Source organism: Rheinheimera soli (genome assembly GCF_031457405.1).
In the GTDB taxonomy this organism is placed as follows: Bacteria; Pseudomonadota; Gammaproteobacteria; order Enterobacterales; family Alteromonadaceae; genus Pararheinheimera; species Pararheinheimera soli_A.
This window is the reverse complement of record NZ_JAVDWR010000001.1, coordinates 1,035,317-1,051,940: the sequence shown is the minus strand read 5'-3', so window position 1 is coordinate 1,051,940 and position 16,624 is coordinate 1,035,317. Positions and strand designations below refer to the sequence as shown.

Here is a 16,624-nt window from a genome sequence, read left to right as displayed (position 1 = left end):
ATCAACTGGATGTTTGATGTGGATGGAGCCCGGCGAAAATTGAACCGGGCGTATGGCAATTTAATCAGTCAGAATTAAGTGGAAAGAGCACTAGTACATCAGAGCCGAGGCTGCTGATCCTGTCTAATCAGGTAACTGAGATTCAATCACCAAAGTGACATCTCCTTTGTATAAATCGCCTCTGTAGCTACTGAGCATCTCTGTTAACGCAGTTTGCTGTACTTCAAAATGCAGCTCTCCTGCACCGTTCAGTACAGTGGAATTGGCTTTAAACAGCAGTTGATTGGCCTGGCCTTGTCGTAACTGGATCCTATTGACTGCAGCGCCATTTTGTTGTGCCAGTTGTCTTGGCAAACTTAAGCTGGATTTCACTGGCACCAGATGGTTTTGCCTGGTGTTTTTCAGCGCACAATCTGAGCCGCTTTGGTACTCACAGTGCAGATAAACAGCAATAGGCACTGAGTTCCATAACCGAAAAGGGATGTCCTGATAAACACGGTCCGGCACGCGGCCTGTGGTTAAATACTGAGTCCAGCCTGCGGCAGGTTGAAGCACTGCCTGTTCGCTGCCCGCCGGAAAACGAAATAAGGATTGATGGCCGACGCTGAGTTCAAAGTTAATCACCACTTCGTTTTCATCGTAGCTGCCATCACCAAAATCAAAATCGCCATTGGGTCCTACACTAAACACCAGTTTGCCTCTGTAAATGCCGTTATCCATTTTTAGCGGATCCGGTGTATTTAGACGGTATTTAAAAATTAAATGCCGTTGTGTAATGCCATAACTGCCTGAGTATTGGCTTCGTAGCGCTCTGGTGCATTGGCCGCCGCTTTGTTGTGCTGCAGCATTAATGCTCCACAAAAAGGCAGTGTCTGTGACCCCTGTGACAGCATTAAATGCACTTCTGCGACAGGATGAGCTGCTATCCGGAAAATTTAAATCTTCACTGAGCTGAAACAGGTGAGGTTGATTGTTAGAGTTGCGCCGGTAAATACCTCCTATGTCGGTTAAGGTAAAAGTTAAATTGGCTGAACTGCCATTTTCCTGCTGCACAGTCACGTTTCGGCTGCCCGGAAAACGCAGATACACTTGCTCTCTTGGGTTAGCACTGCGGCGCACAGTGCGGTCGATAAAAGTATTCAACTGCAGAATTTTATCTCTGCCCCAATGGATACACCAATAACCACGACATTCGGTAATGTCCGTAAAATCAATGTTTTGCTGACCATTGGCGCCGGGTTTGTATTCGGCATGAATAGTAGTTTCATAAGCTTGTGCCGGCAAAATGCAAAGCGCTGCGAACAGCGCACAACGAAATATGAAAGCTGTAAAATTCATAGTAGACCTCATTCAGGTGAAACAATCTGTGGTTCTGGTTGGGGTGCCGGTTGTGTAGACTGCTCTGCCATCTGACCTTGATCTGGCTGGCATAACAAATCGCCCACAAACCATAAGTCCTGCTGTTGTTGCCCTGTGTCGGATGGCAGTTCAAAATGACAAAGCGGTTCGCCTTGTTGCAGCACATCCAGTGTTGGCGCGGATTGACGCATGGCTAAGGTAAAAAATCCGCTGTTTTCTGTGACAGTGCGACTGGAGTGATTCAGCACATGGTGCCCGCCCAGAGCTTTACCTTCTGAGTCGAGCAGACGGCCTATCACCGTCAGCGTTTTGTAAGCCGACAGCTTCAGATAATCCACGCCACCTTTATTCAGGTGATACCGCTGCACGGACTGCGACAGGCTGACATAAGCTGAGTCTGAGTTGGCAAAGTCGAAGCTGACAGTACCTGGCGTATAAGCAGCAACTGGCACCACATTAGAGCCAGGTTTTAGCACTACAGTTTGACCAGCTGAGTCATGCGCCATCAGCTCCAAATCATCCTGATCCGACTCTAAATCAACAATCAGGCTGGCACCCTGATAGGTATTTGCGCTGCTGGCAGCCAATCCATTGGCATTCGCTACCACAGTACTGGTCAGGTTTAAGCCTGAACTGAATTTGCCGTCAAAAGAGGATCTGGACATATAGAGATCGCTGTTCAGGTATTGGTTTTGTAGGGTCGCATAGCTGTTTAAACCCACACCATAGCTGTCAAAGTTGGAACTTAAGCCAATGCTTTTAATGCTGCTATTTTCAATTTGCTTACGCCAGCCTAATTCTGCGGTGCTCTCTTTGCTGCCGTCCCGTGAGGTTCTGTTGCCCAAAGCGCCATAAAACTGCGAAGACTGCTGACCAAAGTTGATGTTCAGGCTGAGTTCTATACCGGTGTTGCGTTTTTGCGTCTGATCCGAAAGCGCAGGCCTGTTAAAGGCACTGACACGCCAGGTGCTGTCGGTATCCATAAACTTATGGTTGTACTGCCAGCTGATGTCTGCTCCTGTACCTCTGTGTGCCTGGTGTGACAGCCTGAGCGAAGCACTTTGGCTGGCGCTGATTCTTTGCTGCCAGCTCAGAGCCGTACTTTGTTGCGAAACTGCTATTTTGTTTTGGGTGTTTTTGCTGTACTGCTGGCTGAGCACCAGATTACCGCTGTCAAAACCATAGATAAACTGGGCATCCAGGCCATAACCCTTGCCCTGGCTGTGATAATAATTCGCCAGCAGTTTGCTGCGATCCGACAGGCTGTGATCAACAGAGCCACCAAGCTGAATTGCCTTATCTATATACTGTGTGCCCAGGCCAACAACAGTGGATGCATTGAGCAGGTAATTCAGCGTGGCACCCGCTGTTAAATCCCCTTCAAAAGCCGATTCTGTGCTGTTAAACAGCTGAGTCTGGCGGCCGACAAACAGGTTGTAGCGAAGCGGCTCTGAACTGTCCCCCCAGTTGCTGGCTTTATAAATCATGGCCTGGGATTCAGAGATCAGCTGCCCATCCTGTACTACCCGCAATTGCACTTCATAAATTCCTCCGGGTAAAACTTTAGTGTCTATCGCCTGCAAACCTGCCTGCACTTGCTGGCTATTGATCAGAAAACCATTACGATAAATTTCCACTATAGCGGGCCTGTCGGCTGTAACGTACACAGGCACTGTGCTGGGGTACTGTTGGTCTGTGACCAGGGTGTCGGAGGAACTCAGCATCAGCCCCAGCATATTTTCGCCGCCTGAACCGCGGCCAGGTCGCAAGCTTAAGCCCTGAGGATCATTGGCAAAGTATCCGGCACGAACAGAATGACCTTGTAGTTCACGCTGGCTGTAAAGCTGGCTTACACCGTAGTAGGTGTTGTTGCCTGCAACGCCGCTTTTTGAGATTTGAGCTCCGCTGTGATGAGTCCAGTTGCCTGTACTGGCAACGGCCTCAAGATGGTAATAGCTGGAGGATGCAGAGTTTTCCACATTCATCAGATTCAGCTGATTTTGAATAATAAGGCCACTGCTGCCGCCTTCAGGCAAGGATTGATATTTTTGCGCTGTGTTTTGCTGTTCGACATCAGTAGTCAGAATAGACAAGCGGGAGTCGGACAAGCTGTAATCCAGTGCCAGCCACTGCTTTTTGCAGCCAGTGCAAGGGCCTAAAGCCACTTTGTCGCTGAGTTCCTGTTGCCAGAAACTCCGTTCTGAATCGTCATAAGGACTGTTGTAGGCATCGGTAAAACTCAGCAACTGCACTTTGTCGTCTTCTGTTAACACCAACAGGGCATCACCCAGATAATTGCTGTTCAGCTCGACTCTGACCGCCAGCGGCACATTAAATAAATGCGAAGCAAAATCAGCCGGTAGTTGTTCGGCTTGTTGTAACACAGGAATAGCAGACTGTACCGTCTGGCCAGAAGCTGAAGTTGCCAGCAGGGTGCAGGTTATGCAGATAGCAATGTGGTTGAGTGAAAACGCTGGCAATCACAGTTCCCCCCTGTTAGTTGAGTGCTGTGTATGCTAAGCAGGCAAAGGCAGTCAGACTATCGGACTAATCTGAGTTTTACCTTGGGTTGTGGATAATGTGCCTGAGTGGTTTGGTTGTCGGCTTAAAGCGAATGGCATCAGCTCTATGGCATTGAGGTTTCAAAGAGTAAATTCACCACCCCCTGATAAGTACCGGCTCTGTAGCGACCGCTTGAAGGGGGTAGTGCCATAATCAGCATATCCAGTTGCTGGCCTGCACTGGCTTGTTGGGCATTTAATACAATTTGAGCTGTAGTACTTAACAGACTGTTGTTCAGTTGTACTTTGAGTGGAATTTGCTCTGAGCCATAACTTAATAAAGGCGGTGCTAACAAACGGGCTGAAACAGCGCCTAAACGGCTCTGGATATAGAGCTGTTTTTGTATCGGCAACAGTTGTTGCTGATAACTGTCCCATTGCATCCGTTGGGTTTGATTCAACCAGGGATCGGACTCCGGCGTATTGATCTGAAAATCCGGATTCGGCAGTTGCAAGGAGACTGTCACTTTGTGCTCAAAGCGCTCTGTGGCAAAAAGCAGAGGACAGACAAAAAGCATCAGTAGCAGAACGGTACGCATATCAAAACTCCTGCATCTTTTTCTTTTCACCTTCCTGCAACTCAAAACGGTAATGGCGGCCAGCGTCTTTGTGCAATGTTTTGGTTTTGCCCGGCAGAATATGCTCCAGTATGGGTTTGTCGCAGTGGGTGTTGCCGGCATCACACTGAGCCAGTTTATCCAGCTTAATGGTGGTATTGCCGTTATTACGGATCATGATTTTGTTGTTGTAGGCTGTAATTTGAGTATCGAAGATTTCTTGCGCCGGGTGCACAAAAACGATGGTGCCATAACCTGCCAACAGGTTAAAACCAGCCTGCAATGAGCTGTTGTAGTTGGCACTTTCTTCGGCGCTTAAGTTAAAGTTGTCATTGACGTCCGGTAGTACGGGAATATAACGCACTCGAAAGTAGCGCTCTTTATCGCGAGGGCCTACAAACAATAAACGGGCCGACTGAATGCCTGAAGCCGGAATAATCAAACGGGCAGGGCTGACAATTAAGGTGTCAGCGTTTTGGCTGTCCCCTAAAATTTCGCCAGCTTCTACTTCTTTAGCGACACCTTGTTCGTCATAAACAATCTCATGCACAGTCACCCGCACAAAAGCTGTGGCGTCCCCAGCGTTATAAATACGTTTGAGTTCAGTGCTTTGTTTACCACTGATATAGTCGTGCAAAGTGCCGACGTTAATATTAGGGGCTGCGGCGTAACTAAACAGACTCGCGAGACCTGCTAACACTGTTAAGTATTTCATCAAAGTGAAGACTTTGTTTTGCATCGTCAGTTTGCTCCTTTGTTGTATTTAACCCGTTCAGACTACAAAAATGTGATCTGGGGTAAGGCGCGTTAATGTAGGTATTCATGTAAGGCATGTGGATCGGATTTGTCTGATTTGTAAAAATACCGCTGCAATAAGCTGATTGAAAGTATGTGAAAATTCGGGCAATCTTGCGACTGAATCTATCCATGGAACCAAGGAAATACCCCGATGAAACTCATTCTTGTATTGGCCTCTGTTTTTTCTTTTGCAGCCCCTGCTGCAGTTGCTCAGGATTGTGGCGGCTCCTGTAATGGCTCTAACGCTTCAGCCCTGATGTCTGAAGGTGTTGGTCTGGTACTGGCAGGTTCTTTATCTGCAGTTGCAGCTTCTGGCCAACTGGTGGTCGAAGGTATTGAAAAAACTGCAGAAGGTATGGTGGTTGTGATCAAAGGCTCAGGCAAAGCAGCCAGCGCTACAGTGAAGCTTTCAGGCAAAGCGGTAAAAGGATTAAGTATCGCTGTGGGCGAAGCTGTAGAGCTGACGGCGTTAAGCACGGGTTATACCTTGTATTACAGCGGCAAAGCCATTGCCTTTATTCCTACTGAAGTTGGCAAAGCGCTGATTGAACATGCCAAAGCAAAATAAATTGAAAACTCTTGCAGTTGCCTTATTGCTGTCTTTGTCTGGCTTGGTTCAGGCCGGACAAGGTTGTTCGGATTCAGAAACTGAGCCGTTGGAATTGATGAACGCGCTGGAGCTTGCTTTAAAAACTCAGACGACATTACAGCAGGCTCAGGCAGAAACGGCCATCATAGCCAGGGTTGGCCAGGACCTATCAAAATATGGCTTGCGATACAGCCATCTTGGATTGGTGCAAAAAGAAGCCGATGGCCGATACACTGTTTTGCATGAGTTAAATGAATGTGGCTCGGATCGATCTGATCTTTATGTGGAAGGGTTGGGTAACTTTTTCCTCGACGACGTGTTGGCTTTTGAAGTGCTTATTTTATTGCCGCCTGTTGCTGTTCAGCAAAAACTGGCCGACCTGATGCGAGGACCTTTAGCCCGTCAAATGCATCATAAGAAGTACAATATGTTGGCTTACGTTTTTGACACTGAGTATCAGAACTCTAACCAATGGGGTTTGGAGTTACTGGCGCACGCGCTAAGTGAAAGCCCTTTAACGGATAGAAAGTCTGTACAACATTGGTTAAAGCAACAGAGTTTTCAGCCCGGAGTCATTGAAGTGGGGCCGGTAACACGGCTGGGGGCTTCTGTATTTAAGGCCAACGTTAGTTTTGATGATCATCCACTGAAACAACGCCTGAAAGGAAAGTATCAGGTAGTGACAGTCGAGTCTGTCGAACAGTTTTTATTAAAACTGCAGCCTGATACCCAGCGTATAGTGCTGACGCATTAAGCTTAACCTGCCGTTATTCTGCAAAAAATAACGGCCATTTATAAATTCCCACTTGTCGTCCAGTTGATATGCAGGTAAAAAGTCGACCCGATTTTTTAGAATGACACGCGACAAGTCGTAACAAAACGCGACAGGACAAATCATGAAAGAGCGTATTGGCTTTATTAACCAGCCGGGCAGTGCTGTAACTGTGGAATTACCAGACTGGGTAGCCACTTTTGTCGACTGGCAAAAAACCTATCACAATGACGATGAAAAAATGGCCCTGGCCATTGAATTGTCAAAACAAAATGTAGAGCGTGGCACGGGCGGCCCTTTTGGTACTGCTATTTTTGACCGGGTTTCAGGCCAGCTGTTAGGGGTAGGGGTCAACCGTGTGGTGCCTTTAACCAATTCCACCTTACACGGCGAAACTGTGGCTATTATGATGGCCGAAAAAGCTTTGGGTTCTTTTACTCTGGCAACAGACAGTGGCCGTGAGCTGTTTACCTCTTGTGAGCCTTGCGCCATGTGTATGGGGGCTGTGCTCTGGAGTGGCGTCAATCGCATGGTCTGTGCTGGTGCTGCTGAAGATGCCAGAGCTATTGGTTTTGACGAAGGCCCGGTATTTGAGCAGTCGTATCAGTATTTAGCAAATGCCGGTATGGAAGTGGTGCGTCAGTTTAAGCGTGCAGATGCCAAAGCGGTGCTGGATTATTACAAAAACTCTGGTGGTCGGATTTATAACGGCAGGGATTAAACTAACTGCAAAGGCAGGAGCTGTCATCTTGCTGTTGCCTTTTACGTTATTTGCTTTGTGGCCAGAGCAGAGGCGTTTTTTTGAAGGAATCTGAAGTGTTATTTGTCGTGATGTTAGGTGGCAAACACCCCAAAGCAAAAATTGAAGTCCATGATGTGGCTTTTGTCAGTGGTCAGAGCATTGAAGACTGTTATCCGCAGTTACGCGAGCAGTGGTTTGGCACTATGGCGGGTATGCATATCGATTCCTGGATGCAGGTTGACGGAATAGAAGGCTATCAGCTGCGGTTTTCTGAACAAGCACCTGCTGCAGATGAATTGCGGTTGTTTTTCATTAATTTAGGCGGCTACTTACCTGGTGCTTTTGGTGAAGATCATCATTACCTGCTGGTCACCGCCAAAGACAAAGCTGAAGCTAAACAAAAGGGTAAAGCATACCTGCCCAAAGGCTGGGATAAACCCCATACCGATGCTGTAGTGGATGTAGATGACTGCATTGCTATTGATCAGGTAGGAGGCCGTTATGTACGACTGGTTCTGGCTGAGCACAAAGACATAGTTTATCAGTCGGACTATATTATTTTGGGTTAATAACAAAGGTCAGAGCTAAAGCTCTGACCTTTTACAACTGCACCGAAGACAAGCCTGGCTGGGTTTTCTTTAAAGTGGTGACGTATTTTTCAAAACGTTCTTGCTCAGATTTATCCAGCTGATTTTGCCGCAGTACCCTAGCTGCATTGCGGGCGTAGTTGATGGCTTCGCCTGTGACTCCTGCGCTTTTACTCATCGCCTGCAGTAAATTCAGCGCTATCACCGGATTGGTGGGCATAAAGTCGAAGGTTTCACAAAACAGCGACACGGCACGGCCATATTGGCCCATACGGTAGGCGTCTGAGGCTTCGGTATTAATTTGTTTGATCTGCTGTTTTAAGCTTTCGTGTTTGTCCTGTTCCAGTTGCAACATAATGCGCTGAGTTTCGGTCAGGAAATCATCGTCATACAACATGGTTTTTAAGCGGTCGATACAAAGCTGGCTGGAATATAAATCACCCAATTCAAAAAAAGCTTTGGCTGCATCCATACAACTGTCGATGGTCAGGTCATCCAGGGGTAAATCCTGAATTTGCTGCATTAATTCGCGGCCTTCTTTGATGGCTCCACGGCAACTGCTCATGCGGCTGCGTAAGATCACGGTTTCCCGCTTAAGCGCATCTAGGTTAAAGCGTTTATGCAAAGCGTCCAGCAACTTGCCTGCATTTTGCAGAATAACAGCTTTATCCAACACAGATGCGCCTTTGGCCTGGTCGACCAAAGCGCGGGCATGGTTCAGATAATTATCAGCTGTATCATCTATAGAATGGCGGGCACCCTGAACTATTTTGCCGGCAATACGGGCTGCTATATCGGTATGGCCCAAAATGGCACATAAATTACTTAAGGTTTTTTGCCTGCTGACATTTTTGGGGGACAATGTGGCGGCCTTTGTTAAGGTTTCAAAAGCCAGCTGATAACGACCATGGCGCACGTATAAACGGGATAACCAATCCAAAGCTTCCACTTTGGTATCACCAAACTGTGTCAAATCAGCCAGTTCCAGTTCGGTATCTTCCCAGCGTTCCAGATAAAAACAGCTTAAGGCATGGCCCAGACGCGCCCAGCTATAGGCTTTTTGTTGCAGCACTTTTTGGTAAAACACTTCAGCTTTGTCGTAGTCGCCTAATTTCAGCAACAATTCGCCTTTCAGTCGCATGGCTTGCAATGCATAGTCTGGTTTGGTACGCATCACCAGATCACATTCACGCGAGGCTTCGGCATAGTCCTGCTCAAATAAGCGGAAAAATACTTTCCGTAATTCAATACGGTGCCTGATGGCTCTGTTGATCCGTTCTTCCAACGCCGGGGCGCTAAAAGGTTTCAGCAGATAGTCATCAGGTTGCAGTTCAATCACACCATGCACTATCTGGCTTTGGCCTTCGGCGCTAATGACGATAAAACAGCAGAGCGGGGCCAGCAGTTGTTGTTTTTTTAAGGCTTCAAATAACTGATAACCGTCTTTGCAGTCACCGAGGTTAAAGTCACACAAAATAAAATCGAAGGGCATATCTATACATTTCTGCATAGCTTCGCCTGCGTCTTTGGCCAGATGAATAGCCTCAAACCCCATTTGTTGTAACATTCCTTTTACGGTGGCCCGGACGGGCGCACAGTCATCAATGACCAAGACTTTTTTACAACGAAAAAATGACTGGTCCATAACGGTTTAACTCTTATATTTTGCGTTTAACTGCTGATTTGTAGCGACGAAATTATCGGGCGCATACTAAATAGCCAAGTTGATTTTGTAAAGTATGTTTTTTATATGTTAACCATGATTAATTGCTGCTATCACTCTAAAGATAGCAGAAAGATCCTATAACTCATCACCTTAGCCTGAACCTCCTCAGCGTGAATTATTTTTTACAAAAAGGAAGATGAACCAGGATTAGCGCTGCAGTGTGTTTTATCGGAACTTAAATGTCTGATTTGCTCTGTTCGTACTTGTGGCATAATAAAACCGTTCTGTAGGCAGTTTAAGGTTGTACCTCTTTGTTTAAATTCATGTTTTCTTTTGCATTTTTTGTTGTTTGGACAGTGGCTGCAGCGCCTGCCAATTTTGATTCCGCCAAAAAACTAGCCAGTCGTATTTATGCCCCTGAAAAACAAGAGTTTTATTGTGGATGCGATATTCGTTGGCAAGCAGGCAAAGGCATTCCGGATCTGAAGGCCTGTGGTTATCAAATTCGGAAAAATGGCCCCAGAGCCAGCCGGATTGAATGGGAGCATGTGATGCCTGCCCAGCAATTTGGCTCCCCTTTGTCCTGCTGGAGAAATGGCGGGCGCGAGCAATGCGGCAAAACAGATAGCTTGTTTAAACAAATGGAAGCTGATTTATTTAATCTCAAACCTGCGATAGGCGAAGTGAACGGTGACAGAGCGCATTACCGTTTTGCACTCTTGCCACCCCAAACACCACAATATGGTTCCTGTGAAGTGAAAGTAGACTTTAAAAGCCGGCAGGTTGAACCAAGGCCACAAATTCGTGGCGATATAGCCCGTATTCATTTTTACATGGCCGACAAATACAACATTCATTTATCAAAAGCCCAGCAACAGCTTTTTATGGCCTGGCATCAGCAGGACCCTGTCGATGACACTGAGCTGAAGCTGCAGCAACGTATTGCTCAGCATATGGGCCATGGCAATGACTTTGTCACAGGGAAAAAAGTCTGGCAGCTGGATTACAAAGCCTCGGCTTTTGGTCTGAATAAACAACCTCAGGCAAGTCAAATTGTCGCTGTAGCACCAGTTCAGACCGGGCAAGCCTCAGGTCAGGTGCTCGGCAATAAGCGCAGCAAGTTGTATCACCTGAGTCATTGCAGTGGTTATCGTCAGGTGTCAGAGCGCAATCAACAATGGTTTGATACAGAACAACAAGCACTGAATGCAGGCTTTAAAAGAGCAGGTAATTGCAGTGCAGAAACCTCCATAGGCGCTGAAGACTAAACCCTTATTCTGGCAAAACTAACGCAGAGTAACTTGCGCCTGTGAGGTAGTTCGCGGTACAACCTTGAGCAATACATTTATTGATCAGGGATTTCTTTATGCGTCGCTCCATCAGCTTTTTAGCCTTCTGCTGTTTTTCCGCTTTAGTTTCGGCTAATGAGGCCACAACTCCAATCGCCATAGTGATCCACGGTGGCGCCGGTACCATCAACAAAAGCCAGATGACAGAAGCGCAGGAGCAGGCCTACCACGCCACCTTAAAACATGCAGTAGAAACAGGTTATGCCGTGCTTGAAAAAGGTGGCAGTAGTGTGGATGCAGTCACAGCTGCGGTGCTGATTATGGAAGACTCGCCGCTGTTTAACGCTGGTAAAGGTTCGGTTTATACCTATGACGAAGGTCATGAACTGGATGCATCCATTATGCGGGGTGATAACCTGATGGCTGGTGCTGTTTCGGGAGTCACTGTGGTGAAAAATCCTGTATTGCTGGCCCGCGCTGTGATGGAAAAATCCGAACATGTGATGCTCTCCGGTGCTGGTGCTGAGCAATTTGCCAAAGAGCAGGGGCTGGAGCTGGTTGAAAACTCCTATTTTGATACCGAATTTCGTTATGACGCTTTAAAAAAAGCCAAACAAAGTATGCAAAAAGTGCCACATCAGGCACAAAATTACCGCTTAAAAACACCATGGCAAGCACAATGGAATATGGGCACTGTAGGCGCTGTGGCTATGGACCGCAGTGGTTTACTCACAGCTGCAACCTCCACTGGTGGCATGACAGCCAAACGTTATGGCCGTATTGGTGATGCGCCTATTATTGGTGCAGGTAACTTTGCAGACAATAGCAGTTGTGCTGTGTCGGCCACTGGTCATGGTGAGTTTTTTATCCGCTACCGTGTGGCTTCTGATATCTGTGCCAGAGTGAAATATCAGGGCGTCAGTGCTGATAAAGCGGCCGACCAGGTGATACAACAGGAATTAGCCAAAGTCGGTGGTACTGGTGGTGTGATCCTGATTGATCACAAAGGCAAAATAGGCTGGAGTTTTAATACCGAAGGCATGTACAGGGCGAAAAAAGCCGAAGGCGAAGCCACAATAAGTGAAATTTTTAAAGAGAGTTCAGCCAAGTAGTCTGAGCTGGTCTAAGCTTAAGGTGTTGTGAAAATACGACGTTTTTGAGGGGCTTATGGACTTATTAAAAATTTCCGATCATATGAATCGTCACCCTGTGACCTTTACCGAAGAGATGTCAGTGGAAGAGGCGGTAAATAAACTTATCCTCGCTGAACAATTGGGTGGACCTGTGATCAACAAAGAAAAAAAAGTGATTGGTTTTGTCTCTGAGCAGGATTGCCTGTCCAGAATGTTATCCGGTACTTATCATTTGCAGCAGGCTGCTTCAGTCAAAGATGTGATGCGAAGAGAAGTGCTGACGGTGAAGTCTTACCACGGCATAGTAGATTTAGCGCAAACCATGCTGATGTCCAAACCTAAGGTGTACCCTGTGGTGGATGATGATGGTTATCTGCTGGGTGTAATTAGCAGAACAGATGTATTGCGTGCCATCGATCTGGAATTGCACTCCCATTACAAAGCAGTTAGTTAGGGTATTAATATTAAATGTGCAGTAAAAGCACCGTTTTAAGCGGTGCTTTTACTGGATCTCAAGCCCCTGAACTTGGTAGCATGTCGCCCCTATCTTTTGAGGGCCTTGTGTTGACCGACTCTACTGTTAAACCTGCTATTGCTGCCAATGACGCTGAAATTTCTGTTGCCGCGCTTGCTAAAGCCATTCCCAATTCATTATCCAAAGATCAGCACCGTTTTCGCCAGTCGTTGCAGGGCATAAAAAAACAGCAGGACCAAGCTAAACAGCAGCAGTTAATGCTGCAGCTGTCGGCAAAAATCACCGCTTCTATGCAATTGCGCGCTCAGCGATTTGCAGCAATGCCGACTATTGAATACCCGGCTGAATTGCCTGTCGTAGGTAAAAAAGACGATATTAAAGCCGCCATTGCCAAACATCAGGTAGTGATTATTGCCGGTGAAACAGGCTCAGGTAAAACCACCCAAATTCCAAAAATTTGTTTAGAGTTAGGTCGTGGTGTGGCTGGCATGATAGGTCATACCCAGCCACGACGTTTAGCGGCACGCAGTGTATCTGCACGTTTAGCCGAAGAGCTGAAATGCCCTGTCGGGCAGCAGGTGGGTTATAAAATCCGTTTTGGCGATCACACAGCGCCAACGACCTTAGTCAAACTGATGACTGACGGTGTGTTGCTGGCTGAAATTCAGCAGGACAGATTTTTAAATCAATACGACACCATCATCATCGATGAAGCGCACGAACGCAGTTTAAATATCGACTTTTTATTGGGCTATTTAAAACAGCTGTTACCACGCCGCCCTGATTTAAAAGTCATTATTACCTCCGCCACCATAGATCCAGAGCGTTTTTCCAAGCACTTTTTTGATGCGCCTATTATCGAAGTTTCAGGCCGTACTTATCCTGTGGAAACCCGTTACCGGCCTTTGGCAGAAAACGACGATAAAGATGCCGATCAGCTGCAATCTATCTTTGATGCTGTCGAAGAGTTATACCGCGAGCCACCTGGCGATATTCTGATTTTCTTAAACGGCGAGCGTGAAATTCGTGACACAGCAGATGCGCTGGAAAAATTAAAGCTGCCTCATACCGAAGTGTTGCCGCTGTACGCTCGTTTAAGTGCGGCTGAACAAAACCTGATTTTCCAGAACCATGTTGGCCGTCGCATCGTTTTGTCGACTAACGTGGCTGAAACCTCGTTAACAGTGCCTGGTATTCGTTATGTGATAGACCCAGGCACAGTGCGTATTTCGCGTTACAGCTACAGATCCAAGGTGCAACAGCTGCCGATTGAAGCTGTCAGTCAGGCGAGCGCCAATCAGCGTAAAGGCCGTTGTGGTCGTGTGGCAGCCGGTATCTGTATTCGCTTATACAGCGAAGAAGATTTTAATGGCAGACCAGAATTTACCGATCCGGAAATTCTGCGTACCAATTTAGCCTCTGTTATTTTGCAGATGTTGGCTTTGGGGTTAGGCGATATTCAGGCGTTCCCGTTTTTAGAGCGTCCGGATAGCCGTTTTATTAACGACGGTATTAAGCTGTTGGAAGAGCTGGGCGCAGTCAAGCCTCAGTCCAATAGCCATAGTTTACAAATGACAGACTTAGGCCGACAAATCAGCCGTTTACCTGTCGACCCTCGTTTAGCCCGTATGGTCTTTGCAGCGACAGAACACAGCTGTTTGCAGGAAGTGCTGGTGATTGTCTCGGCCTTGTCTATTCAGGACCCACGCGAACGGCCTTTGGATAAACAGCAAAAAGCCGACGAATTGCATGGCCGTTTTGCCGATCCGGATTCAGATTTCAGCGCCTGGCTAAAACTCTGGGCTTATTTGCAAGAGAAGCAGGACGAGCTGACCAATAACCAGTTCCGCCGTTTATGTAAACAAGAGCTGCTCAATTACCTGCGGGTGCGCGAATGGCAGGATTTATTTGGCCAGCTCAGCCAAATTTGTAGTGAGCAGCAGTGGAGCCTGAATTCGCAGGTTGCATCCTACGAGCAAATTCACAGTGCTTTACTGACAGGTTTATTAGGCCAGATTGGTAGCCGCGACAGCGACGCTGATTATATGGGCCCACGCCAAAGCCGCTTTTTTGTCTTTCCTGGCAGCAGCTTATTTAAACGTAAACCTAAATGGGTCATGGCAGCAGAGCTGGTTGAAACCTCAAAGCTTTATGCCCGCGCAGTAGCTAAAATAGAACCTGAATGGGTTGAACCTGCGGCTATGCATTTAGTTACCCGCAGTTACAGCGAGCCGCATTGGGAAAAGAAAAAAGGCGCAGTAGTGGCTTATGAGCAGGTCTGTTTGTATGGCCTGATCATCGTCGGCAAACGCCCTGTGCTGTACAGCAAAATAGACCCTGCCACTTGTCACAACATTTTTATCCGCAGTGCTTTGGTTGAACAGGATTTAGGCTTAAACGAAAGCTTTTTAGCCCATAACCAAAAGCTGATTGAGCAAGTGACAGAGCTTGAAGAAAAAGCCCGCCGTCGCGATATTCTGGTGGATGAAGAGACCTTAGCGGCCTTTTACGCAGAAAAAATTCCGCTTTGGGCCAATAACAGAGTTGATTTTGCCAAATGGTGGAAAGAGGCCAAAGCCAAAGATGCCAAATTACTGCATCTGGATTTAGAGCAGCTGTATAAGCGTGATGCCTCAGAAGTTACAGCCGATAAATTCCCCGAATTCTGGCGTCAGGGCAATTTAACTTTGCCGTTGGATTATCACTTTTCACCGGGCGCGCCGGACGATGGTGTCAGTCTTGTTGTGCCTTTGTCCTTGTTAAACCAACTGGAAGAGCAGGGGTTTGACTGGCTCATTCCGGGCCTGCGGCATGATTTGCTGGTGGCGCTGATTAAATGTTTGCCGAAACAATACAGACGCAACTTTGTACCTGCACCAAATTACGCCGATGCCTTATTACAAAGCATTAACCCCGAAGACGGGCCTTTGCTGGATGTGGTCAGCAACAGATTAAAGCGGATGTCGGGCGTGACTATTCCGGATGACGCCTGGGAGCTGTCCGGCATTGAAACCCATCTGAAGTTTAACTTTAAGATAGTGGATGACAAAGGTAACACCTTAAAACAAGGTCGCTCTTTAGCGCTGTTAAAACAAGAGCTGCAAGGCAAGGTGCAACAAAACTTAAGTCAGGTGGCGGAGCGGGGCATAGAGCAGGACAAGCTCACCCAGTGGTCTTTTGGCCAGTTGCCGCGTGAATACATCAAAATGCAGGCTGGGTATCAAATCAAAGCTTATCCGGCCTTGGTGGATAACAAAGATTCGGTATCTATTAAGTTATTGGATAACGCCGAACAAGCGGCTGAACAAAGCAAACTGGGTTTGCGCCGCTTAGTGCTGTTAAACGTGCCATCGCCAGTCAAATACCTGCAGGAATCCTTGCCGAACAAAGCCAAGCTGGGTTTGTACTTTAATCCTTTTGGCAAAGTGCTGGAGCTGATAGACGACTGTATTGCCGCTGGTGTCGATCAATTGATCAGTGAGCAGCCCTGGCCTGAAACAGAAGCTGATTTCACCTCAGTGAAGGAAAAAATTCGCGCAGAACTCGGTGAAACAGTGCTTCGTATTGCATTGAAAGTAGAGCAGATTTTAACCCTGGGCCACGAAATTCAGAAAAAACTTAAAGGTAAAGTTGAGTTAAAACATGTGCAAGGCCAGGGGGAAATCAAGCAACATCTGGATTCCTTATTGTTTAAAGGTTTCGTCAGCACTCATGGTGCGGCACGTCTGGATGCTATTTTGCGTTATTTACAGGCACTGCAAAAACGTCAGGAAAAACTGCCTGTGGATCCAAACCGCGACCGATTAATGTCACACGAATATCAAAAGGCAGCAGATGCTTATCAGAATTTACTGGGGAAGTTTGCCGGCCGCAGTATTCCGGAGCCGGTGCTGGCTATTCGCTGGATGCTGGAGGAACTTAAAGTGTCGTTACATGCTCAGACTTTAGGCACACCTTATCCTGTGTCGGTAAAACGTATCTTGCAGGCCGTTGCAGAGTTAAAGTAAAGTAAATTTTTTAGAAAAAAATGTGGCTGTTTTTTGGCAAATCGCTAAATAAGCCATACACTTAGTTCAGGCGCATCGATGCGTTGGAA

13 protein-coding genes are annotated in these 16,624 nt (G+C 47.0%); 8 read left to right on the top strand and 5 right to left on the bottom strand.

Annotation, left to right across the window (positions count from 1 at the left end):
- Positions 1 to 123: 123 nt before the first annotated feature.
- From J2W69_RS04745 to J2W69_RS04730, 4 genes are all read right to left on the bottom strand, one after another.
- Entirely contained in the window at positions 124 to 1,338 is a 1,215-nt protein-coding gene (locus J2W69_RS04745) for a hypothetical protein (RefSeq protein ID WP_310275045.1), read from the bottom strand.
- Positions 1,339 to 1,346: 8 nt separating this feature from the next.
- On the bottom strand, positions 1,347 to 3,839 hold the full coding sequence (locus J2W69_RS04740) for a TcfC E-set like domain-containing protein (RefSeq protein WP_310275043.1): 2,493 nt from the start codon (positions 3,837 to 3,839) through the stop codon (positions 1,347 to 1,349).
- Positions 3,840 to 3,985: 146 nt separating this feature from the next.
- Complete coding sequence (locus J2W69_RS04735; protein ID WP_310275041.1) at positions 3,986 to 4,459, bottom strand: CS1 type fimbrial major subunit; 474 nt, start codon at positions 4,457 to 4,459, stop codon at positions 3,986 to 3,988.
- Position 4,460: 1 nt separating this feature from the next.
- Positions 4,461 to 5,216 carry a hypothetical protein gene (locus J2W69_RS04730; RefSeq protein WP_310275039.1) on the bottom strand — a complete coding sequence of 252 codons (756 nt, stop codon included), beginning with the start codon at positions 5,214 to 5,216 and terminating at the stop codon, positions 4,461 to 4,463.
- A gap of 210 nt (positions 5,217 to 5,426) precedes the next feature.
- On the opposite strand from J2W69_RS04730, the gene J2W69_RS04725 reads away from it, so the two are divergent.
- The 4 genes from J2W69_RS04725 (at position 5,427) to J2W69_RS04710 (ending at position 7,947) form a co-directional block, all read left to right on the top strand.
- The gene (locus J2W69_RS04725) at positions 5,427 to 5,843 is read left to right on the top strand and encodes a hypothetical protein (RefSeq protein ID WP_310275037.1); all 417 of its coding nucleotides are present in this window, start codon (positions 5,427 to 5,429) and stop codon (positions 5,841 to 5,843) included.
- Between the two features lies 1 nt (position 5,844).
- Positions 5,845 to 6,618 (top strand): DUF2145 domain-containing protein, encoded by a 774-nt coding sequence (locus J2W69_RS04720; RefSeq protein WP_310275035.1) that lies wholly within the window; start codon positions 5,845 to 5,847, stop codon positions 6,616 to 6,618.
- A gap of 142 nt (positions 6,619 to 6,760) precedes the next feature.
- Entirely contained in the window at positions 6,761 to 7,357 is a 597-nt protein-coding gene (locus J2W69_RS04715) for a nucleoside deaminase (RefSeq protein WP_310275033.1), read from the top strand.
- 80 nt (positions 7,358 to 7,437) lie between these two features.
- Complete coding sequence (locus J2W69_RS04710; protein ID WP_310275031.1) at positions 7,438 to 7,947, top strand: DUF1543 domain-containing protein; 510 nt, start codon at positions 7,438 to 7,440, stop codon at positions 7,945 to 7,947.
- A gap of 31 nt (positions 7,948 to 7,978) precedes the next feature.
- On the opposite strand, the gene J2W69_RS04705 is transcribed toward J2W69_RS04710, so the two are convergent.
- Positions 7,979 to 9,610 carry a response regulator gene (locus J2W69_RS04705; RefSeq protein ID WP_310275029.1) on the bottom strand — a complete coding sequence of 544 codons (1,632 nt, stop codon included), beginning with the start codon at positions 9,608 to 9,610 and terminating at the stop codon, positions 7,979 to 7,981.
- 332 nt (positions 9,611 to 9,942) lie between these two features.
- Here J2W69_RS04705 and J2W69_RS04700 point away from each other — a divergent pair, with 332 nt between their 5' ends.
- From J2W69_RS04700 to hrpA, 4 genes are all read left to right on the top strand, one after another.
- On the top strand, positions 9,943 to 10,899 hold the full coding sequence (locus J2W69_RS04700; RefSeq protein WP_310275027.1) for an endonuclease: 957 nt from the start codon (positions 9,943 to 9,945) through the stop codon (positions 10,897 to 10,899).
- A 98-nt stretch (positions 10,900 to 10,997) separates the two neighbouring features.
- Positions 10,998 to 12,032, top strand: coding sequence for an isoaspartyl peptidase/L-asparaginase family protein (locus J2W69_RS04695; RefSeq protein WP_310275025.1), 1,035 nt, complete (start codon positions 10,998 to 11,000; stop codon positions 12,030 to 12,032).
- Positions 12,033 to 12,087: 55 nt separating this feature from the next.
- Complete coding sequence (locus J2W69_RS04690; RefSeq protein WP_008897341.1) at positions 12,088 to 12,507, top strand: CBS domain-containing protein; 420 nt, start codon at positions 12,088 to 12,090, stop codon at positions 12,505 to 12,507.
- Positions 12,508 to 12,614: 107 nt separating this feature from the next.
- Complete coding sequence (hrpA, locus tag J2W69_RS04685) at positions 12,615 to 16,535, top strand: ATP-dependent RNA helicase HrpA (protein WP_405047868.1); 3,921 nt, start codon at positions 12,615 to 12,617, stop codon at positions 16,533 to 16,535.
- Positions 16,536 to 16,624: the final 89 nt, after the last annotated feature.